This window comes from Streptomyces sp. NPDC091682 (genome assembly GCF_044756625.1).
In the GTDB taxonomy this organism is placed as follows: domain Bacteria; phylum Actinomycetota; class Actinomycetes; order Streptomycetales; family Streptomycetaceae; genus Streptomyces.
The window spans coordinates 281272-298115 of the sequence record NZ_JBIVTH010000009.1 but is presented as its reverse complement, the minus strand read 5'-3'; the positions used below and the strand labels follow the sequence as shown (position 1 = coordinate 298115).

Sequence of the window (16844 nt, the reverse complement as noted above, 5' to 3'; positions counted from 1 at the left end):
CCCACTCCCTACGCGTACGGACTGTCCACGCCCGCGGCCGCCGGCCGGGGGCCCCGCGCCGGGCAGCAGCCCACCGCGCACAGGTCATGACTCTGGCCCAGCGTGCCGACCCAGCACTCCGCGGCCGGCTCCCCGCGCTCCTTGGCGGCCCGCTCCAGCACCAGCTCCCGGACGGCACCGGCGAAGCGCGGATCGGCGCCGACGGTCGCGGACCGCCGCACGGGCAGGCCCAGCTCGGCCGCCTTCGCGGTGGCCTCGGTGTCCAGGTCGTAGAGGACTTCCATGTGGTCGGAGACGAAGCCGATGGGCACCATGACGACGGCGGGCGCCCCGGCCGCGTGCAGGGCCTCCAGGTGGTCGCAGATGTCCGGCTCCAGCCACGGGATGTGCGGGGCGCCGCTGCGGGACTGGTAGACGAGCTCCCAGGGGTGCGCGACCCCGGTCCGGGCGGCCACCTCGTCCGCGATCACCCGGGCGACGTCGAGGTGCTGCTTGACGTACGCCCCGCCCTGGCCGTCCTCGGTGTGGTCCTCGACCGGACCGGAGGTGTCCGCGGCGGCGGTCGGGATGGAGTGGGTGGTGAAGGCGAGGCGCGCGCCGGAGCGCACCTCCGCGGGCAGGGCGGCGAGCGAGGCCACCACCCCGTCGATCATGGGCTCCACGAAGCCGGGGTGGTTGAAGTAGTGGCGCAGCTTGTCGACCCGCGGCAGCTCCACGCCCTCCTCGGCGAGGGCGGCCAGCGCGTCGGCGAGGTTCTCGCGGTACTGGCGGCAGCCCGAGTACGAGGCGTACGCGCTGGTCGCGAGCACCGCGATGCGGCGGCGCCCGTCGGCGGCCATCTCCCGCAGCACGTCGGTCAGGTACGGGGCCCAGTTGCGGTTGCCCCAGTAGACCGGCAGGTCCAGGCCGTGCCCGGCGAAGTCCCCCCGCAGCGCGTCCAACAGCTCGCGGTTCTGCCCGTTGATCGGGCTGACCCCGCCGAATCCGAAGTAGTGCTGCCCGACCTCCTTGAGCCGCTCGCGCGGGATGCCCCGCCCGCGCGTGACGTTCTCCAGGAAGGGCACCACGTCGTCGGGTCCCTCGGGGCCGCCGAAGGACAGCAGCAAGAGGGCGTCGTAAGGGGCGGCGGAGCCGCCGTCGGGGGCACGGAGCTGGTCTGACATGCCTCGAATCCTGCCACCCCGACGTCCTCGCCCCGGCAACGGACCCGGCCCGTCCCACACCTCGGACGCCAGGTAAGGTCACCCTTACTTCCTGTCGGTATTTTCCCCATGCGGGCGCCTTGTCGGCAGACGTAACCTGTGTGAGCCAACCACGTCCCTTACGGAGGGCACCACCTTGCCCAGTCCCTACCGCGCGATATTCGCGACCCCCGGCACCAAGGGGTTCACAGCCGCCGGCCTGCTGGGCCGGATGCCGCTGTCCATGGTGGGCATCGGTGTCCTCACGATGATCACCGAGTTGGGCGGCAGCTACGCCCTCGCGGGCGGCATCACCGCCACCATCGCGCTGTCCGCCGCGGCCGTGGGCCCGCAGGTGTCCCGCCTGGTCGACCAGTACGGGCAGCGGCGGGTGCTGCGCCCCGCCACCCTGACCGCGGCCGCCGCGGTGACCGGCCTGCTGGTCTCGGCGGCGAACGGCTGGCCGAGCTGGACGCTCTTCGTCTTCGCCGTCGTCGCCGGATGCGTGCCCAGCGTCGGGTCGATGGTCCGGGCCCGCTGGACGGCCCTCTTCCGCGACACCCCCCAGCTGCACACGGCCTACTCGTTCGAGTCCATCGTCGACGAGCTCTGCTTCATCGTGGGCCCGCCGCTGGCCGCCACCCTCTCGGCCGGCTGGTTCCCCGAGGCCGGCCCGGTGGTCGCCCTCGTCTTCCTCCTGACGGGCGTGTGGTGGCTGACGGCACTGACCACCACCGAGCCGGAGCCGCATCCGCACGAGGAGCACACGGACCGGTCCTCGGCGCTGCGCTCCCCCGGCCTGCAGGTCCTGGTGGCGACCTTCGTCGCGACCGGCGCGATCTTCGGCTCCGTGGACGTGGCCACCCTGGCCTTCGCCGCGGAGCACGGCAACAAGTCCCTCGGCGGGGTGTTCCTGGCGGTCTGGGCGTTCGGATCCTGCCTGGCCGGCATCGTCTTCGGCCTGCTGCACTTCAAGGGCAAGGCCGAACCCCGCTGGGTACTGGGCATCAGTGCGATGGCCGTGAGTATGATCCCCCTCCTACTGGCCGGGAACTTGCCGTTTCTGGCCGTGGCGCTCTTCGTCTCGGGCCTCGCCATCGCTCCCACGATGATCACCACGATGGCCCTGATCGAGGCGCACGTGCCACACGCGAAGCTGACCGAGGGCATGACCTGGATCAGCACCGGCCTCGCGGTCGGAATCGCGCTCGGGTCCTCCGTGACCGGCTGGGTCGTCGACGCAGCCGGTGCGCAGACCGGGTACGTCGTCTCCGTATCGGCGGGGGTGGCCGCGGCGGCGGTTGCGTTCGCGGGATTCCGCCGGCTGACGAGGCCGGCGCAAGGGGAGGGACCAGCAATCGATGGGGACGGCGACAGCAGGGCAGAGCAGCACGGAACGGACCGCGTGGCATAACTGGGCGGGCAACGTCACCGCCACACCGGCCCGCACGGTGACCCCGGCCTCGGTCGGGGAACTCCAGGAGGCGGTCCGCCGGGCCGCCGAGGACGGACTGCGGGTGAAGGCGGTCGGCACCGGCCACTCCTTCACCGCGGCCGCCGCGACCGACGGGGTGCTCGTACGCCCGCAGGCCCTGGCCGGGATCCGGTCGATCGACCGGGCCGCGGGCACCGTCACGGTGGCGGCGGGCACGGCCTTGAAGGACCTGAACCGGGCCCTGGCCCGGGAAGGCCTGTCGCTCACCAACATGGGCGACATCATGGAGCAGACGGTCTCCGGTGCCACCAGCACCGGCACCCACGGCACCGGCCGCGACTCGGCCTCCATCGCCGCCCAGATCCGCGGCCTGGAACTGGTCACGGCCGACGGCCGGCTGCTGACCTGCTCCGAGAAGGAAAATCCCGAGGTCTTCGCGGCGGCCCGGGTCGGCATCGGCGCGCTCGGCATCGTCACCGCGATCACCTTCGCGGTGGAGCCCCTCTTCTTCCTGACCGCCCGGGAGGAGCCGATGGGCTTTGAGCGGGTGACGGCGGAGTTCGAGGAGCACTTCGCGGAGAACGAGCACTTCGAGTTCTACTGGTTCCCGCACACCGGCAACTGCAACACCAAGCGGAACAACCGCAGCCAGGGCCCCGCCGCCCCACCCGGACGGGTGAGCGCCTGGGTCGAGGACGAGTTGCTCTCCAACGGCCTCTTCCAAGCCGTCAACTCGCTGGGCCGCGCGGTCCCGGCCACCATCCCCTCCATCGCCCGCCTGGCCAGCCGCGCCCTGTCGGCCCGCACGTACACGGACATCCCGTACAAGGTGTTCACCAGTCCGCGCCGGGTGCGCTTCGTGGAGATGGAGTACGCCCTCCCGCGCGAGCAGGTGGTCGAGGCGCTGCGGGAGCTTCGGGCGATGGTCGACCGCTCCACGTTGCGGATCAGCTTCCCCGTGGAGGTGCGGACGGCCCCGGCGGACGACATCACGCTGTCGACGGCCTCCGGGCGCGACACGGCGTACATCGCGGTGCACATGTACAAGGGCACCCCGTACCAGGCCTACTTCACGGCGGCCGAGCGCATCTTCACCGCGCACGGCGGGCGTCCGCACTGGGGCAAGGTGCACACGCGGGACGCGGGGTACTTCGCGGAGGTCTACCCGCGCTTCGGCGAGTTCACCGCGCTGCGCGACCGGCTCGACCCGGACCGGGTCTTCGGCAACGACTACCTGCGGCGCGTCCTGGGGGACTGAGCCGGGGTCAGGACGCGCTCGGCCGCACCGTCGGCGGCGGCGCGACCGGACTGGGTGTCGGGGCCTGCGGGGCGGGGGCCGGGGCCGAGCTCGGGGCCTCCTTCGACGGGGAGGCACTGGGCGCCGGGTCGACGGAGGCCTCGGGGGTCCCGGAGCCGGAGGAGCTGGGTCCGGGGCTCGGGGCGCGGCCGCCGGACGACGGCGCGGGGCTCGGGGAGGTCCCGGTCCCGGGGCCGTTCCCGCTCTCCTCCTCGCCGCCCGGCTCGTCCCGGGGCGGGGCGGGGCGGTCCTGTCCCACCTTGCGGGTGCCGCCGGAGAAGAGGGTTCCGCCGTCGCTGCTGACGGAGGTGCCGGCCATCGCCTCGTAGGTGCCGAGGCCGCCGAGGGCGATGGCGAAGGTCAAGCCGGAGGCGACCGCGGTCCGCTTCCAGCCCCGAACCCGGGTGCCGTGCACGGTGGCCTCGCCGAACTCCCCGGTGGCGGGCCCCGCAACTCCCGGCCCCACCGCTCCCGGCCCCACAGCTCCCGGCCCCGCGGCGTCCGCGCCCGTCGACTCCGCGCGGGGCCACGACGCCTGACGGGCCCCGGGCCGGGCGCCGCCCCGCAGCTGGTCGCCGGTACGTCGGAAGAGGTGCTGGATGACGGGCCCGCCCGCGGTGGCGACCACGCTGACCACGCCGGCTCCGAGGATGGTCCCGTAGACGCCCATCTTCGAGGCGAGCAGGGCCGCTGCGACGGTGGCGAGCGAGGAACCGGCGACCTGGGCCGCGCTCAGGTCGAGCTTCTCCTTCTCCGGTTCGCCCTCGACGTACCGCGTCACCTTCTGACCCATCGCCATCCCCGGTGTGTCGTGCCTCTCGCGCTTCTCCTCTTCCAGGAGTTACCGACCGCTGAGCGAAGCAGATAGTTCCGTTTCTGGTGATGATGTGAAGCAAGACACCCCAAAACGGACCACAGGTGCAGGGTCGGACCCGATCGAGGGCACGCCAACTCCCGCCGTCCGGGTAAAGTTCGGCGGCGCGGCGGTCCACCCAGGTGGCCCGAATGGAGTACTGTGGCGAGCCCTGGGGCCGTCCTTCCTTTCGGATGTCCGGACTCGGGAGAGGGGGCCGACGGATGGAACACGGCACTCGATGACCGGTGATGCCGCGGTATCGCACGGGCTCCTGATGCGCACAGTAACCATCCGGTCACTGTGCGTGCCCAACAGGTAACCGTGCCATAACGGCGATCAAGGGCGCATGCCCGACACGCCGGTTTAACTCGGCAAGGTTGTGGCAGGCTGCACCCGGGCAGGCCACACTCGACTAGCGGAAGCAGCGACGCACGTGACGTCGGCAGGCACCACCCGGGAGGTCCCCATGCCCGAACTGCGTGTCGTGGCCGTCTCAAATGACGGCACACGACTGGTGCTCAAGGCTGCGGACAGCACGGAGTACACGCTTCCGATCGACGAGCGGCTCCGCGCCGCGGTCCGCAACGATCGCGCGCGCCTGAACCAGATCGAGATCGAGGTGGAGAGCCACCTCCGCCCCCGCGACATCCAGGCCCGCATACGGGCCGGTGCCTCCGCGGAGGAGGTCGCCCAACTCGCCGGCATCCCCGTCGACCGCGTGCGCCGCTTCGAGGGCCCGGTGCTCGCCGAGCGCGCGTTCATGGCCGAGCGCGCCCGCAAGACCCCCGTGCGCCGTCCCGGCGAGAACACCGGTCCGCAGCTCGGCGAGGCCGTGCAGGAGCGGCTGACCCTGCGCGGGGCCGAGAAGGAATCCGTCCAGTGGGACTCCTGGCGCCGCGACGACGGCACCTGGGAGGTCCTGCTCGTCTACCTGGTCGCCGGCGAACTGCACTCGGCGAGCTGGACCTACGACCCGCCGCGCCGTCTGGTCGTGGCCGTGGACGACGAGGCCCGTTCCCTGATCGGCGAGTCGGAGGACCTGCCGGCCGCGCCGGAACCGAGCTTCCCCTTCGTTCCGAGGATCGCGCGGCTGCCGCGCGACCGGCCGCTGGACCGCGCCCTGGACCGGCAGTTGGAACGGGCCGAAGCCAGGCCCGCTCCCACGCCGGAACCGGAGGAGGAACGGGACACCCTCACCAGCCTGCTGGAGGCGGTCCCGAGCTTCCGCGGCGACATGGTGGTCCCGGACCGCACCGAAACCCCGGACGACACCGAACCGGAAGCGGAGGAGCCGCCGGCCCCCGCCGCCTCGGCGGGCGCGGGCGCCGCGTACGCCGATGTGCTGATGCCGCGCACCGTGGCGGGCCACCGGGACCGCCTGACGGGCACCACCGACCGCCAGGCCGAGGCCGACGGGGTCCGCCCCGGGCGCCGTGCGGCGGTACCGAGCTGGGACGAGATCGTCTTCGGCACCCGCCGCAAGAAGCAGGAGTAGCGAGAGCAACGGGGGCACCGCCTCCGGGTCCTGCCCGGCGGCGGTGCTCCTGTTTGCCGCAGCCCGCCTACTGGGGGTCCGGGCCCGTGGCCACCGGTCGGGTCGGGTCGCCGGACCACTCGGACCAGCTGCCCGCGTAGAGGTCCGACTCGATGCCGGCCACTTCCAGGGCCAGTACCTCGTGCGCTCCGGAGACCCCGGAGCCGCAGTACACGCCCACCGCCGTCCCCTCGGACGCGCCGAGCCCCTCGAACCGGGCGCGCAGGGCGTCCGCCGGCAGGAAACGGCCGTCCGGACCCACGTTCTCCGTGGTCGGGGCCGACAGTGCGCCCGGGATGTGACCGCCGACCGGGTCGATCGGTTCGACCTCGCCCCGGTAGCGCTCCCCCGCGCGGGCGTCCAGGAGGACCCCGGCCCGCGCGCGCAGGGCCGCAGCGTCCGCGTCCAGCAGCCCGACGGCACCCGGCGTTGGCTTGAAATCGCCTTCCGCGGGAGTCACCCGGTCGGCCGTCACCGTACCCCCGGAGGCCGTCCAGGCGGCCAAGCCGCCGTCCAGGACCCGCACGTTCGGGTGACCCGTCCAGCGCAGCAACCACCACGCCCGGGCCGCCGCCCAGCCCAGCCCGCCGTCGTACACAACGACGGGCCCGTCCGCCGGGACGCCCGCCCGCCGCATGGCCTCTCCGAAGGCCTCGGGGTCCGGCAGCGGGTGGCGGCCGCCCGCCCCCGGCGGACCGGCCAGTTCGCGGTCGAGGTCGACGTACACCGCCCCGGGCAGGTGTCCTGCCTCGTAGGCGGGCCGCTGGTCGGGTCCGCCGAGCTGCCAGCGGACGTCCAGCAGCACCGGCGGGCGGGGGCCGGCCAGCTCGTTCCTCAGTTCGGCGGCGGCGAGGATCGCAGATTTCGCAGTCATGTCGGCCATCTTCCTCCCCGCCCGCCACGCGCGTAACAAGGCCGTCATCGGCGGGCCGAACCGATCCGGTCAACTCCGCGCCGGGCCGCATTTATGCGGCCCGGTCGGGGCGCGCCGAGTCGCCGGGAGTGGAAGCATCAGCACCGGTAAGCGCCACGACGGAGGAGACGGCTGACATGACCGAGGCAGCGGAAGCAACCCGGCGCACGCCCGGCACCCCGTGCTGGGTGAGCCTCATGGTGCACGGGCTCGGGACCACCGAGGACTTCTACGCCGACCTGTTCGGCTGGGAGTACGAACCGGGACCCGAGCAGCTCGGCCCGTACGTCCGCGCGGTGCTGGACGGGCACGAGGTGGCCGGGATCGGCGAGATGCCGCCGGACCGGCATCTGCCGGTGGCCTGGACGACGTACCTCGCCACGGACGACGCGGACGCGACCGCCGAGTCGGTCCGGGCCTGCGGCGGCACGGTGGCCGTGGGGCCGCTGGACGCAGGTATCGCGGGGCGGGTGGCGATCTGCTCCGATCCGTTGGGCGCCATCTTCGGCCTGTGGCAGGCGCAGAGCCGCATGGGCACCCGGCCGTACCGCGGGCCGGGCACCCCCGTGTGGAACGAACTGGTCACCCAGGACACCTCGACGGTCGGGAAGTTCTACGAGCACGTCTTCGGCCACGAGGCCCAGACCCACGCCACGGCCTCCGACGACTTCGACTACCTGACCCTGCACCTGGAGGGGCACCCGGTGGCGGCCGTGCACGGCGTCGGCCGCTCCCTGCCGCACGACCGGGGGCCGCACTGGATGGCGTACTTCGAGGTGGAGAACACCGACGTGGCGGCCGCGCGGGTCGTCGAGCTCGGCGGGCGCGTCGTCGACCCGCCCCGTGAGGGCCCGCGCGGACGGCAGGCCACGGTCGCGGACCCGGAGGGCGCGGTCTTCGCCCTCGTGCGCCCGCAGCGCTAGCCGGCGGCGCCAAACGGCCCGCGTCCGACTCGGCCCGGCTCAGCGCGCCCTCGGTCCCGCAGTCCGCCCGAAGTGCCGGGCGGTGGGTACGAGGGCGGCCGCGGCGGGTGCGAGGAAGCAGGCCGCGGCGCACACGGCGAGGACCGGGGTGACGCCGATGGTGTCGATGGCCGGGGCGATGAGGGCGAGGCCCACCGGGGCGAAGCCGTAGGACAGCAGGAAGTCCAGCGAGGAGACGCGGGCGAGCTTGTCCGGGGCGACCTCGCGCTGGGTGGCCGTGAACCAGGGCACGTTGAACAGCTCGATCCCGATTCCGGCCACGGCGTAGGCCGCGATGACCACGGCCGGGTGCACCGGCAGCATCAGGCTCAGCGGCGCGAAGCCGTAGACGGCCAGGCCGGCGAAGGCGCTCCAGCCCTGGGAGCGGGGCCGCCGGCGGGCGGTGACCAGGGCCCCGCCGAGCGCGCCCACGGTGTAGGCGGTCATGGCCGCGGCCATGACCCACCCGGCGCCGTAGCGGTCGCGGCTGATGAGGGGCAGGGCAACGCTGGTGGCGGAGTAGCCGAGCGCTATCACGGTGGTCAGGGCGCCGAGTCCGGCGAGGAACCAGGGGTGGCGGCGGGCCTCGCGCATGCCGTCGACGAACTCGGCACGCAGGGACGCGCGCGGGGCGGGGACCGCCGCTTCGGCGGTCGGAGCGCCGCGGCCCGGCAGGAAGGCGGCGACCAGCCAGAGCAGGCCGATCCCCAGCAGCAGCGTCCCCACGTCGACGAACGCCGCCAGCAGCGCCGTCAGGGTGGGGCCCGCGAGCGTGGAGGTCCGTACCGCCATGGTCATGGCGGCATTGGCCTGGTGCCTTCGGTCGGCGGCGACGACCTCGGCGGTGAGCGCCTGGAAGGCGGGGCGGCAGGCCCCCTGACCCGCGCCCGCGAGGGCGGCGGCCAGGGTCATCACCAGCAGCGACCGACCGAGGCCGAGGGCGAGGAGCGGGGCGGCGGACGCGGCTGCGAGGGCGGACCAGAGCACGACGGCTCGGCGTGCATGACGGTCGGCCAGCACCCCGCCGACGGCGACGGCGACGAGGAAGCCGGCGGTGCGTGCCGCGAGGACCAGGCCCAGGTCGGCTGCACCGAGTTCCCGGTGCAGGACGGCGAGACCCAGGACGAAGGGCAGCGCCCAGGTCGCGAGTCCGGAGGCGGTGGTGCCCGTCCAAAGGCGCAGGAAGGCGGTGTCGCGCAGGACGGAACGCGCGGGCGGCGGGCCGGTCTTGGGCGTCGCGGGCACGGGTGTGGTCGCCACGGTGGGGTGCTCCTGATTCGTCGGCAGGTCGCGGGTCGCGGTTCGGTGAACCTCGACCGGGGGTGTTAATGGAAACGATAACCATTACAGTACCCTTCGAACGCGGCACTCCTGCCCGGTGCACGACCACACCCACGCTCTTCCCAGACCGGAGAACCCATGCGCCACCGCGCCCGGATCGGCATTCCCCTCGCACTCACCCTGGCCCTGGCCCTCGCCACCACGGGCTGCTCGACCCCCACCGACGACCACGCGCCGAAGGGCGAACCCGCCGCCCGGACGGCGGCACTCGACAGTTGCGGGCGGCAGTTCTCCTTCGACCGTCCCCCGCAGCGCGCCGTCGCCCTGGACCAGACCTCGACCGAAACCCTGCTGGAACTCGGGCTTCAGGACCGGATGGCCGGGACGGCCAACCTCAAGACGAAGATCCCCGCGCAGTACCAGGACGCCTATGCCAAGGTCCCGGTCATCGCCCCCAAGATCGCCACCGGCGAGCAACTGCGCGCGACCGCAGCCGACTTCGTGGTGGCCGGCTCCACCGACCTCTACACGAAGGACCGCGCCGGCACCCGCGAGGAACTGGCCGCCCTCGGAGTCCCCAGCTTCGTCAGCGCGGTGGACTGCCCGCAGCAGAACGAGGCCGGGAAGACCCCCTTCGAACTGCTCTTCTCCGACTACGAACAGCTCGGCAAGGTCTTCGGCGGCGAGGAACGGGCCGGCCGGCTCGCCCAGGAGCAGCGCGCCGCCGTCGCGAAGGCCGCCGAGAACGCCGCCGGGGCCACCGCCCGGGGCGGTAAGCAGCCCACCGTCGTCTACCTCTACTCGGTCTTCAACGGCATGCCCTACGTCGCCGGCCGGACCGGTCTGCCCAGTGAGATGAGCCGGATCGTCGGCGCGAAGAACGCCTTCGACGACGTGGCCGAGGACTGGCCCGAGGTCTCCTGGGAGGAAGTCGCCCGGCGCGACCCGGACTTCATCGTGATCGGCGATCTGAGCGAGCGCGGCCGGCCCGGCGACAGCGCCGCCGAGAAGCGCGCCACGATGGCCGCGGACCCGCTGGTCTCCAAGCTGGCGGCGGTCCGCGAGAACAGGATCATCGAGGTGCCGGGCATCGAACTGGACCCCTCCGTACGCTCCGTGCACGCCCTGGGGCTGCTGGCCGCGGGGATGAAGGACCTCGGACATGTCCGCTAACCCGGGGCCGGGGGTGATGGACCTGCTGGTCCCGGCCGCCCGCGAGGTCCGGGTGGGTGCGCCGTCCGCGCCGCCGCGGGCCGCGCGGTCCGGCACACCGGCCCGGGTGGGGCTGTTCCTCACCGGGGTGCTCGTACTGGTCGCCTCGGTGGCGGCGGGCACCCGTATCGGCAGCGCCGACGTGGGGTGGACCGACCTCGGCCGGGTGCTCGGCGCCCGGCTGGGCCTGGCCACCGAACCGCTGCCGCCGCTGCTGGACTCGCTCGTCTGGGACCTGCGGCTACCGCGGGTCTTGATGGCGGCCCTGGTCGGCGCCGCGCTGGCGGTCTGCGGCACCGTACTGCAGGCCGTCACCCGCAACGCGCTGGCCGACCCGTACCTGCTCGGGGTGTCCTCGGGGGCCTCGGTCGGAGCCGTCACCGTGGCCGTCCTGCCCCTGCCCCTGTCCGGGCTGGGCGCCGGAACGCTCGGGATCACCGGCGGCGCCCTCCTCGGCGCCCTGCTCTCCTTCGGCCTGCTGCTGGCGCTGTTGCACCGGACGGGCCTGGACTCGGTCCGCATCGTCCTCACCGGCGTGGTCGTCGGACAGCTCTTCACCGCCCTGACCTCGCTCGTCCTGATGGCCTCGGCCGACGCCGACACCACGCGCGCCCTCACCCACTGGCTGCTGGGCTCGATGGCCCCGGCCCGCTGGGACGCCGTCGCGGTCTGCGCGGTCGTCACCCCGCTGGGGCTCGCGGCCGCCTGGCTGTGCGCGAACGCCCTCGACGGGCTCGCGTTCGGCGCGGACACCGCCGCCTCGCTGGGGATCGCCGTACGACGCACCCGGATGCTGCTGCTCGTGGTGACGGCCGTGCTGACCTCGGTGGCGGTGGCCACCGTCGGCGCCATCGGGTTCGTCGGGCTGATCGTCCCGCACGGGGTGCGCCTGCTGGCCGGTCCGCTGCACCGGGTGCTGCTCCCCCACGCGGCGCTCGCCGGCGCGGTGTTCCTGGTGTGGACCGACGCCCTGGCGCGGGTCGCCTTCGCGCCGCGCGAGATACCGGTCGGCGTGATCACCGCGCTGCTCGGCGTACCGCTGTTCCTCCTCGTCCTGCGCAGGAGGGGTGAGCTGTGAGGATCACCGCCGAAGACCTGAACTGGTCGGTCTCGGACACGCCCGTCGTCCGCGGGGTCGACCTGGACGTCGCGCCGGGCGAGACGGTCGGACTGATCGGCCCCAACGGCTCCGGCAAGTCCTCGTTGCTGCGCTGCCTGGCCGGGCTGCGCGTGCCCGACGCGGGCACGGTGCGCTACGACGACCGGTCGATACGGAACTGGAGCGCGCGCCGGATCGCCCGTCGGATCGCCTTCGTGGAACAGGACTCCGGATTCGGCTCCGACCTGCGCGTCGCCGACGTCGTGGGGCTGGGACGGACCCCCTTCCGCGACGGCCTGCGCGGACCGGACGCCACCGACCGGGCGGTCGTCGCGGCCGCGCTGGACCGCGTCGGCCTCACCGCGCTCGCCGGGCGCTCCTGGAAGGGCCTGTCGGGCGGCGAGCGGCAGCGCGCCCACATCGCCCGCGCGCTCGCCCAACAACCGTACGGTCTGCTCCTCGACGAGCCCACCAACCACCTGGACGTCAAGCACCAGTTGGAGCTGATGGAACTGCTCGCCGGCACCCCGCAGACGGTCCTGGTCGCCCTGCACGACCTCACCCTGGCCGCCCGCCACTGCGACCGGCTGCTGCTCATGCACCGGGGCCGCCTGATCGCCTCCGGCACCCCCGCCGCCGTCCTCACCGCCGAGCACCTGGCCCAGATCTTCGAGGTCGACGCCGAACTGGCCACCGACTCCCTGGGACGGCCCTCGGTGTCCTACCGCGGCCCCTTGCGCGCCGTCACGCCCGCCACCGCCCCCACACCCACACCCGTACCTCTTCCCGTACTCCGACAAGGAACGTCATGACGAGCCACCCGACCACCGCGCCCGCACCGACCGTCGACTCCCTCGTCGCGGCCGTACTGGCCGGCGAACACGGCCCGCTGCCCTGCGAACTCGTGGCGACCAGCGTGTTCTGGATCCACCACGGCACCCGGCTCGCCGGCAGCGACACCACCTACCTCAACCAGTACGTCCTGGTGCGCCTCGGCGGCTCCTTCGGCGGCTGCGCCTTCGAGGCCGGCGAGATCGACCCGACGATCTGCCGCGACTCCTCGGGCGCCCCGCTCGACGTGCTGCTCCGCGAGGCTCCGCGCCCGCTGCGGATCGCCGCCCTCGACGCGTACCTGGCCGGGCAGCTCCCGCACCGCGACGCCGGGGCGGAGCCGCTCACCCTCCCCGCGGGCACCCCCGAAGTGCGCGCCCGGGCCCGTGACGCGGCCATCGCCGGGCTGCTGGACATCCGCGCGGGCGCCCGGGTCGGCCTCATCGGCGTGGTGAACCCGCTGGTCGCGGCGATCCGCGAGCGGGGCGGCGTACCGCTGCCGTGCGACTTCAACCTGAGGTCCACCCAGTGGGGCGATCCCGTCACCACCGACATGCACGAGGTGCTGGAGCGTGCCGACGCCGTCGTCGCCACCGGCATGACCCTCAGCAACGGTTCCTTCGACACCGTCCTCGACCGCTGCCGCACCCGGGGCGTGCCCCTGGTCGTGTACGCACAGAGCGGCAGCGCGGTGGCCCGGGCCTTCCTCGGCTCCGGGGTGACCGCCCTGTCCGCGGAGCCCTTCCCCTTCTCCCAGTTCAGCGCTGACCCGACGACCCTGTACCGCTACCGGACGGCGGGGCAGCCGTGACCGCTCCCCCCGCCCGCCGCGGCACCGGGCACGCCGCCTGCCACCACGGCGAGATCCTCCAGGGCGTCTTCCTCGACGCCACCGGGCGCCGGTGCGCCGGCCTGGTCACCCTGCCGATGACCGGGATGGGCAGCCGGGCCGAGTTCACCCGGCGTCCGGGCACCCCGCCGCAGCAGCTCACCGTCGTACCGGGCGACCGTACGAAGGCCGCCCGGGCGGCGGCCCTCACCGTCGCGGAATGCGCGCGGCGGCATCGGGAGCCGCCCTGCGGAGGGGAGTTGCGGATCACCGGGGACATCCCGGTGGGACTCGGCATGGGGAGCTCCACCAGTGATGTCATCGCCGTCGTGCGCGCGGTCGCGGACTCCTACGGGGTGCGGCTGGCACCCGGTACCGTCGCCCGGCTGGCAGTGCGCGCCGAACTGGCCTGCGACCCGCTGATGCTCGACGCCCGCCCGGCGCTCTTCGCCCAGCGCGAGGGGCGGGTGCTGGAGGTCCTCGGCCCCCGCCTGCCGCCGCTGGTCGTCGTGGGCTGCGCCCTGGGCGGGGGCTCGCCCGTGGACACCCTCGCCCTGCCGGCGCGTACGTACGACGAGAGCGAGGTGCGCGCCTTCGAACGGCTGCGCGCCCTGCTGCGGCGGGCCGTGGCCAAGGGCGACGCGGCCCTGCTGGGCCAGGTCGCGACCGCCAGCGCGCGACGGGGCCAACAACTCCTGCGTCACCCGGAGTTCGACACGCTGGCCGGCATCGGCCGGCGGCTCGGGGCCCTGGGGGTCCAGATCGCGCACAGCGGTGCGGTGGCCGGTCTGCTCCTCGACCCGGCGGCCCCGGGCCTGCACCACCGGATCCGCGGCTGCGTGCGGGCCCTGGACAGCAACGGCATCGCCGCGACCCGCGTCTTCACGACCTTCCCACCCCTCCCGCCCCTCCCGACGACCCAGGAGTTCTCCAGTGGACCAGCACATTGCGGAGGCCGTCGGCCGTCCCGACCTGATACGCCTCGACGACCGGCTCGTCTGCCTGCGCTTTGAAACCATGAAGGTCGTCTCCGCCCTCGCCGCGGTCCGCCACCTGCTCGACACGGGGGTGGTGCGGCGCGGGGACACGCTGCTGGACAGCTCCAGCGGGATCTACGCGTACGCCCTCGCGCTGGCCTGCCACCGCCACGGGATGCGCTGCCACATCGTCGGATCGACGACCGTCGACCGCACGCTCTGCGCCCAACTGGCCGTGCTCGGGGCGACGCTGGAGCGGATGGAGCCCTGCGAGGACCTGAAGTTGGACCAGAAGCGGCGGGTCGAGCGCATCCACGAGATCCTCGCGGAGCACCCCGAGTACCACTGGATGCGGCAGTACCACGACGACATCCACTACCTGGGCTACCGGGCGGTGGCCGAGCGGATCCGGCGGTCGACCGGCGGGGACGCCCTGACCCTGGTCGGCGGGGTCGGCTCGGGCGCCTCCACCGGGGCCCTCGCCCGCTATCTGAGGGAGGACTCCCCCGATGTCGAACTCGTCGGTGTGCAGCCCTTCGGCAGTGTCACCTTCGGCTCCGAGCACGTGGCCGACCCCGAGATCATCATCGCCGGGATCGGCAGCTCCATCCCCTTCGGGAACGTCAGCCACGCGTCCTACGACACGCTCCACTGGATCTCCTTCGACGCCGCGCTGTCCGGCAGCGTCGACCTGTTGCGGCGGCACGCGGTCTTCGCCGGCCTGTCCACCGGGGCCGGTTACCTCGCCGCCCGCTGGGAACGGGCCCGGGCGCCGCAACGCACGGTCCTCTTCATCGCCGCCGACACCGGCCACCGGTACGTGGACGGCGTGTACGCCCGCCACCGGGAAGCGGCCGCCGTCGACTCCCTGACGCCGCACCAGGTCACGGATCGGGCCGAACTCGCGCTCCCCTGGTCCCGGATGCGCTGGAACCGGGCCCCGGACGCACGGCCGACCGATCGGCCCCGTCCACCGACCCGTTCAGCCATCAGTCACGAATGATCGATCCGATCGCGCCGCTCCGCCCCGTACCCGATTCCTCGGCCGTGTGGAACTCGGGGCAGGTGGCCCTCGGGGCGGCGTCCCGGGACGGATCACCGGCCGGTGGCCGCGTGGGCGGCGGTCCCGTCGACGCCGTCCGGTGGTGCGGGTCCGACGATGTCCTACCCGCCTACCCGCCGTCGCGGATCGCGTTCACGAGTCCCGTGACGAGATTCGCCCGCTCCGCCATGGCATCGACCACCAGGTACTCGTGGTCGGCATGGGCACCACCGCCGACCGCTCCCAGGCCGTCGAGCGTAGGAACCCCCAACGCGCCCGTGAAGTTGCCGTCGCTGCCGCCACCGACCGCCTTGCCCTCGATGCCGGGGAGCAGTCGCCGCGCCATCTCGAACAACCCCGCCGACGCCGACTCCGGCATCGGGGGTCGGCCCACGGCTCCCCGAACCACGATCTCCGCCCCGTCCAAGTGCGGCGCCAATGCCGCCATCGCCGCCTCGACGCGCTCCTTCTCCCCGGCCGACTCGACCCGGACGTCGACCAACACCGTCGCCTCCGCCGGAACGACGTTGTCCGAGGTTCCCGCCGAGGCCACGGTCGGCGTCACCGTCGTCCCGATCTCCGGCCGGCCGAGCGCCACGAGGTCCAGTACCTGCTGCGCCGCCTCGACCAGCGCGTTCACGCCCGCCTCCGGCTCCAACCCGGCATGCGCCGCCCGCCCCTTGACGACCACCTCGAACGTGCCGCACCCCTTGCGACCAGTCTTCAGGCCCCCGCCATCGGCTGCGCCCTCGAACACGAGCACCGCGCCGCAAGCGCGGGCCCGCTCCTCGATCAGAGCCCGGGAGGAACCGGAACCGACCTCCTCGTCGGCGGTCACCAGGACCTCCACTCCCGACAGGTCATCCAGGGCCGCCAGGCCGTGAACGGCCTGGACGAGACCCCCGAGCATGTCGAAGACGCCGGGGCCCGTCGCGTGCCCGCCCTCCACCCGGAAGGGGCGGCGCGCCAACGTGCCCAGCGGGAAGACCGTGTCGTGGTGACCGAGGATCAGCACCCGGGGATCGCCTCCGCCCGACCAGTGCACGTGCGGGCCGGCCTGGCTCTCCACCAGGGCGGCCCGCCCGCCCAGTCGGCTCTCGATGACCGCCGCCACGGCACGGGCCGAGGCGTTCAGCGCATCGAGGTCGCGCGACGGGGACTCGACCTCCACGAGCGTGCGCAGGTCCTCGAGCATCGCGTCAACGCTCACGGCAGTGCTCTGGTACATCCTCATGTCCTCACGGTACGGGGTACACCCGGCGGCCCCCGGAAGCACCGCGTCGACCGACGGCTTCAGCGCGCGCATCGTCGGCGAGATCCAGGTGGTCCACGCGGTCCACGCGGTCCGCTGAGGCGGTGAGGCTGCTGGAGGGCACGCGGCCCGGTGCGGGTCAG

At 73.6% G+C, this 16844-nt stretch carries 15 protein-coding genes; 10 read left to right on the top strand and 5 right to left on the bottom strand.

Going from position 1 to position 16844, the window contains the following annotated elements; genetic code table 11:
* Positions 1 to 8 precede the first annotated feature (8 nt).
* Positions 9 to 1163: a ferrochelatase gene (locus ACIQK6_RS22620; RefSeq protein ID WP_329098571.1), complete on the bottom strand. Its 1155-nt coding sequence runs from the start codon at positions 1161 to 1163 to the stop codon at positions 9 to 11.
* Between the two features lie 175 nt (positions 1164 to 1338).
* Between ACIQK6_RS22620 and ACIQK6_RS22615 the strand changes: the two genes are divergently transcribed.
* Complete coding sequence (locus ACIQK6_RS22615) at positions 1339 to 2595, top strand: MFS transporter (RefSeq protein ID WP_329098573.1); 1257 nt, start codon at positions 1339 to 1341, stop codon at positions 2593 to 2595.
* Entirely contained in the window at positions 2543 to 3874 is a 1332-nt protein-coding gene (locus ACIQK6_RS22610) for a D-arabinono-1,4-lactone oxidase (protein ID WP_402695324.1), read from the top strand. The genes ACIQK6_RS22615 and ACIQK6_RS22610 overlap by 53 nt, the downstream gene beginning before the upstream one ends.
* Positions 3875 to 3881: 7 nt before the next feature.
* Here ACIQK6_RS22610 and ACIQK6_RS22605 read toward each other — a convergent pair whose 3' ends face one another.
* Positions 3882 to 4706 (bottom strand): hypothetical protein, encoded by an 825-nt coding sequence (locus tag ACIQK6_RS22605; protein ID WP_402695323.1) that lies wholly within the window; start codon positions 4704 to 4706, stop codon positions 3882 to 3884.
* 529 nt (positions 4707 to 5235) lie between these two features.
* Between ACIQK6_RS22605 and sepH the strand changes: the two genes are divergently transcribed.
* Positions 5236 to 6264: a septation protein SepH gene (sepH, locus tag ACIQK6_RS22600; RefSeq protein WP_329098577.1), complete on the top strand. Its 1029-nt coding sequence runs from the start codon at positions 5236 to 5238 to the stop codon at positions 6262 to 6264.
* 67 nt (positions 6265 to 6331) lie between these two features.
* Here sepH and ACIQK6_RS22595 read toward each other — a convergent pair whose 3' ends face one another.
* Entirely contained in the window at positions 6332 to 7177 is an 846-nt protein-coding gene (locus ACIQK6_RS22595; RefSeq protein WP_329098579.1) for a sulfurtransferase, read from the bottom strand.
* A 176-nt stretch (positions 7178 to 7353) separates the two neighbouring features.
* Here ACIQK6_RS22595 and ACIQK6_RS22590 point away from each other — a divergent pair, with 176 nt between their 5' ends.
* The gene (locus ACIQK6_RS22590) at positions 7354 to 8139 is read left to right on the top strand and encodes a VOC family protein (protein WP_329098581.1); all 786 of its coding nucleotides are present in this window, start codon (positions 7354 to 7356) and stop codon (positions 8137 to 8139) included.
* 39 nt (positions 8140 to 8178) lie between these two features.
* Here the strand turns inward: ACIQK6_RS22590 and ACIQK6_RS22585 are convergent, their stop codons facing one another.
* Positions 8179 to 9438, bottom strand: a complete 1260-nt coding sequence (locus ACIQK6_RS22585; protein WP_402695322.1) for an MFS transporter — start codon at positions 9436 to 9438, stop codon at positions 8179 to 8181.
* Positions 9439 to 9597: 159 nt separating this feature from the next.
* Here ACIQK6_RS22585 and ACIQK6_RS22580 point away from each other — a divergent pair, with 159 nt between their 5' ends.
* Genes ACIQK6_RS22580 through ACIQK6_RS22555 form a run of 6 tightly spaced genes read left to right on the top strand, consistent with a single transcriptional unit; the run spans position 9598 to position 15410 of the window.
* Positions 9598 to 10632: an ABC transporter substrate-binding protein gene (locus tag ACIQK6_RS22580; protein WP_402695321.1), complete on the top strand. Its 1035-nt coding sequence runs from the start codon at positions 9598 to 9600 to the stop codon at positions 10630 to 10632.
* Positions 10622 to 11749 (top strand): FecCD family ABC transporter permease, encoded by a 1128-nt coding sequence (locus ACIQK6_RS22575; RefSeq protein ID WP_402695320.1) that lies wholly within the window; start codon positions 10622 to 10624, stop codon positions 11747 to 11749. The genes ACIQK6_RS22580 and ACIQK6_RS22575 overlap by 11 nt, the downstream gene beginning before the upstream one ends.
* Positions 11746 to 12582: an ABC transporter ATP-binding protein gene (locus ACIQK6_RS22570; RefSeq protein ID WP_402695319.1), complete on the top strand. Its 837-nt coding sequence runs from the start codon at positions 11746 to 11748 to the stop codon at positions 12580 to 12582. Before ACIQK6_RS22575 ends, ACIQK6_RS22570 begins: the two co-directional genes overlap by 4 nt.
* Positions 12579 to 13412, top strand: coding sequence for a Rossmann-like domain-containing protein (locus tag ACIQK6_RS22565; protein WP_329098593.1), 834 nt, complete (start codon positions 12579 to 12581; stop codon positions 13410 to 13412). The genes ACIQK6_RS22570 and ACIQK6_RS22565 overlap by 4 nt, the downstream gene beginning before the upstream one ends.
* On the top strand, positions 13409 to 14443 hold the full coding sequence (locus ACIQK6_RS22560; RefSeq protein WP_329098594.1) for a GHMP kinase: 1035 nt from the start codon (positions 13409 to 13411) through the stop codon (positions 14441 to 14443). Before ACIQK6_RS22565 ends, ACIQK6_RS22560 begins: the two co-directional genes overlap by 4 nt.
* Positions 14364 to 15410 carry a pyridoxal-phosphate dependent enzyme gene (locus ACIQK6_RS22555; RefSeq protein WP_329098595.1) on the top strand — a complete coding sequence of 349 codons (1047 nt, stop codon included), beginning with the start codon at positions 14364 to 14366 and terminating at the stop codon, positions 15408 to 15410. The genes ACIQK6_RS22560 and ACIQK6_RS22555 overlap by 80 nt, the downstream gene beginning before the upstream one ends.
* A 169-nt stretch (positions 15411 to 15579) precedes the next feature.
* Here the strand turns inward: ACIQK6_RS22555 and ACIQK6_RS22550 are convergent, their stop codons facing one another.
* Positions 15580 to 16683, bottom strand: a complete 1104-nt coding sequence (locus ACIQK6_RS22550) for a M20 family metallopeptidase (RefSeq protein ID WP_402695318.1) — start codon at positions 16681 to 16683, stop codon at positions 15580 to 15582.
* Positions 16684 to 16844 lie beyond the last annotated feature (161 nt).

Coding starts and splice junctions, on each gene's coding strand:
- ACIQK6_RS22620 (WP_329098571.1), bottom strand. CDS start 1,163: ATGTCAGACCAGCTCCGTGCCCCCGACGGCGGCTCCGCCGCCCCTTAC.
- ACIQK6_RS22610 (WP_402695324.1), top strand. CDS start 2,543: ATGGGGACGGCGACAGCAGGGCAGAGCAGCACGGAACGGACCGCGTGG.
- ACIQK6_RS22605 (WP_402695323.1), bottom strand. CDS start 4,706: ATGGGTCAGAAGGTGACGCGGTACGTCGAGGGCGAACCGGAGAAGGAG.
- sepH (WP_329098577.1), top strand. CDS start 5,236: ATGCCCGAACTGCGTGTCGTGGCCGTCTCAAATGACGGCACACGACTG.
- ACIQK6_RS22595 (WP_329098579.1), bottom strand. CDS start 7,177: ATGACTGCGAAATCTGCGATCCTCGCCGCCGCCGAACTGAGGAACGAG.
- ACIQK6_RS22590 (WP_329098581.1), top strand. CDS start 7,354: ATGACCGAGGCAGCGGAAGCAACCCGGCGCACGCCCGGCACCCCGTGC.
- ACIQK6_RS22580 (WP_402695321.1), top strand. CDS start 9,598: ATGCGCCACCGCGCCCGGATCGGCATTCCCCTCGCACTCACCCTGGCC.
- ACIQK6_RS22575 (WP_402695320.1), top strand. CDS start 10,622: ATGTCCGCTAACCCGGGGCCGGGGGTGATGGACCTGCTGGTCCCGGCC.
- ACIQK6_RS22565 (WP_329098593.1), top strand. CDS start 12,579: ATGACGAGCCACCCGACCACCGCGCCCGCACCGACCGTCGACTCCCTC.
- ACIQK6_RS22550 (WP_402695318.1), bottom strand. CDS start 16,683: ATGAGGATGTACCAGAGCACTGCCGTGAGCGTTGACGCGATGCTCGAG.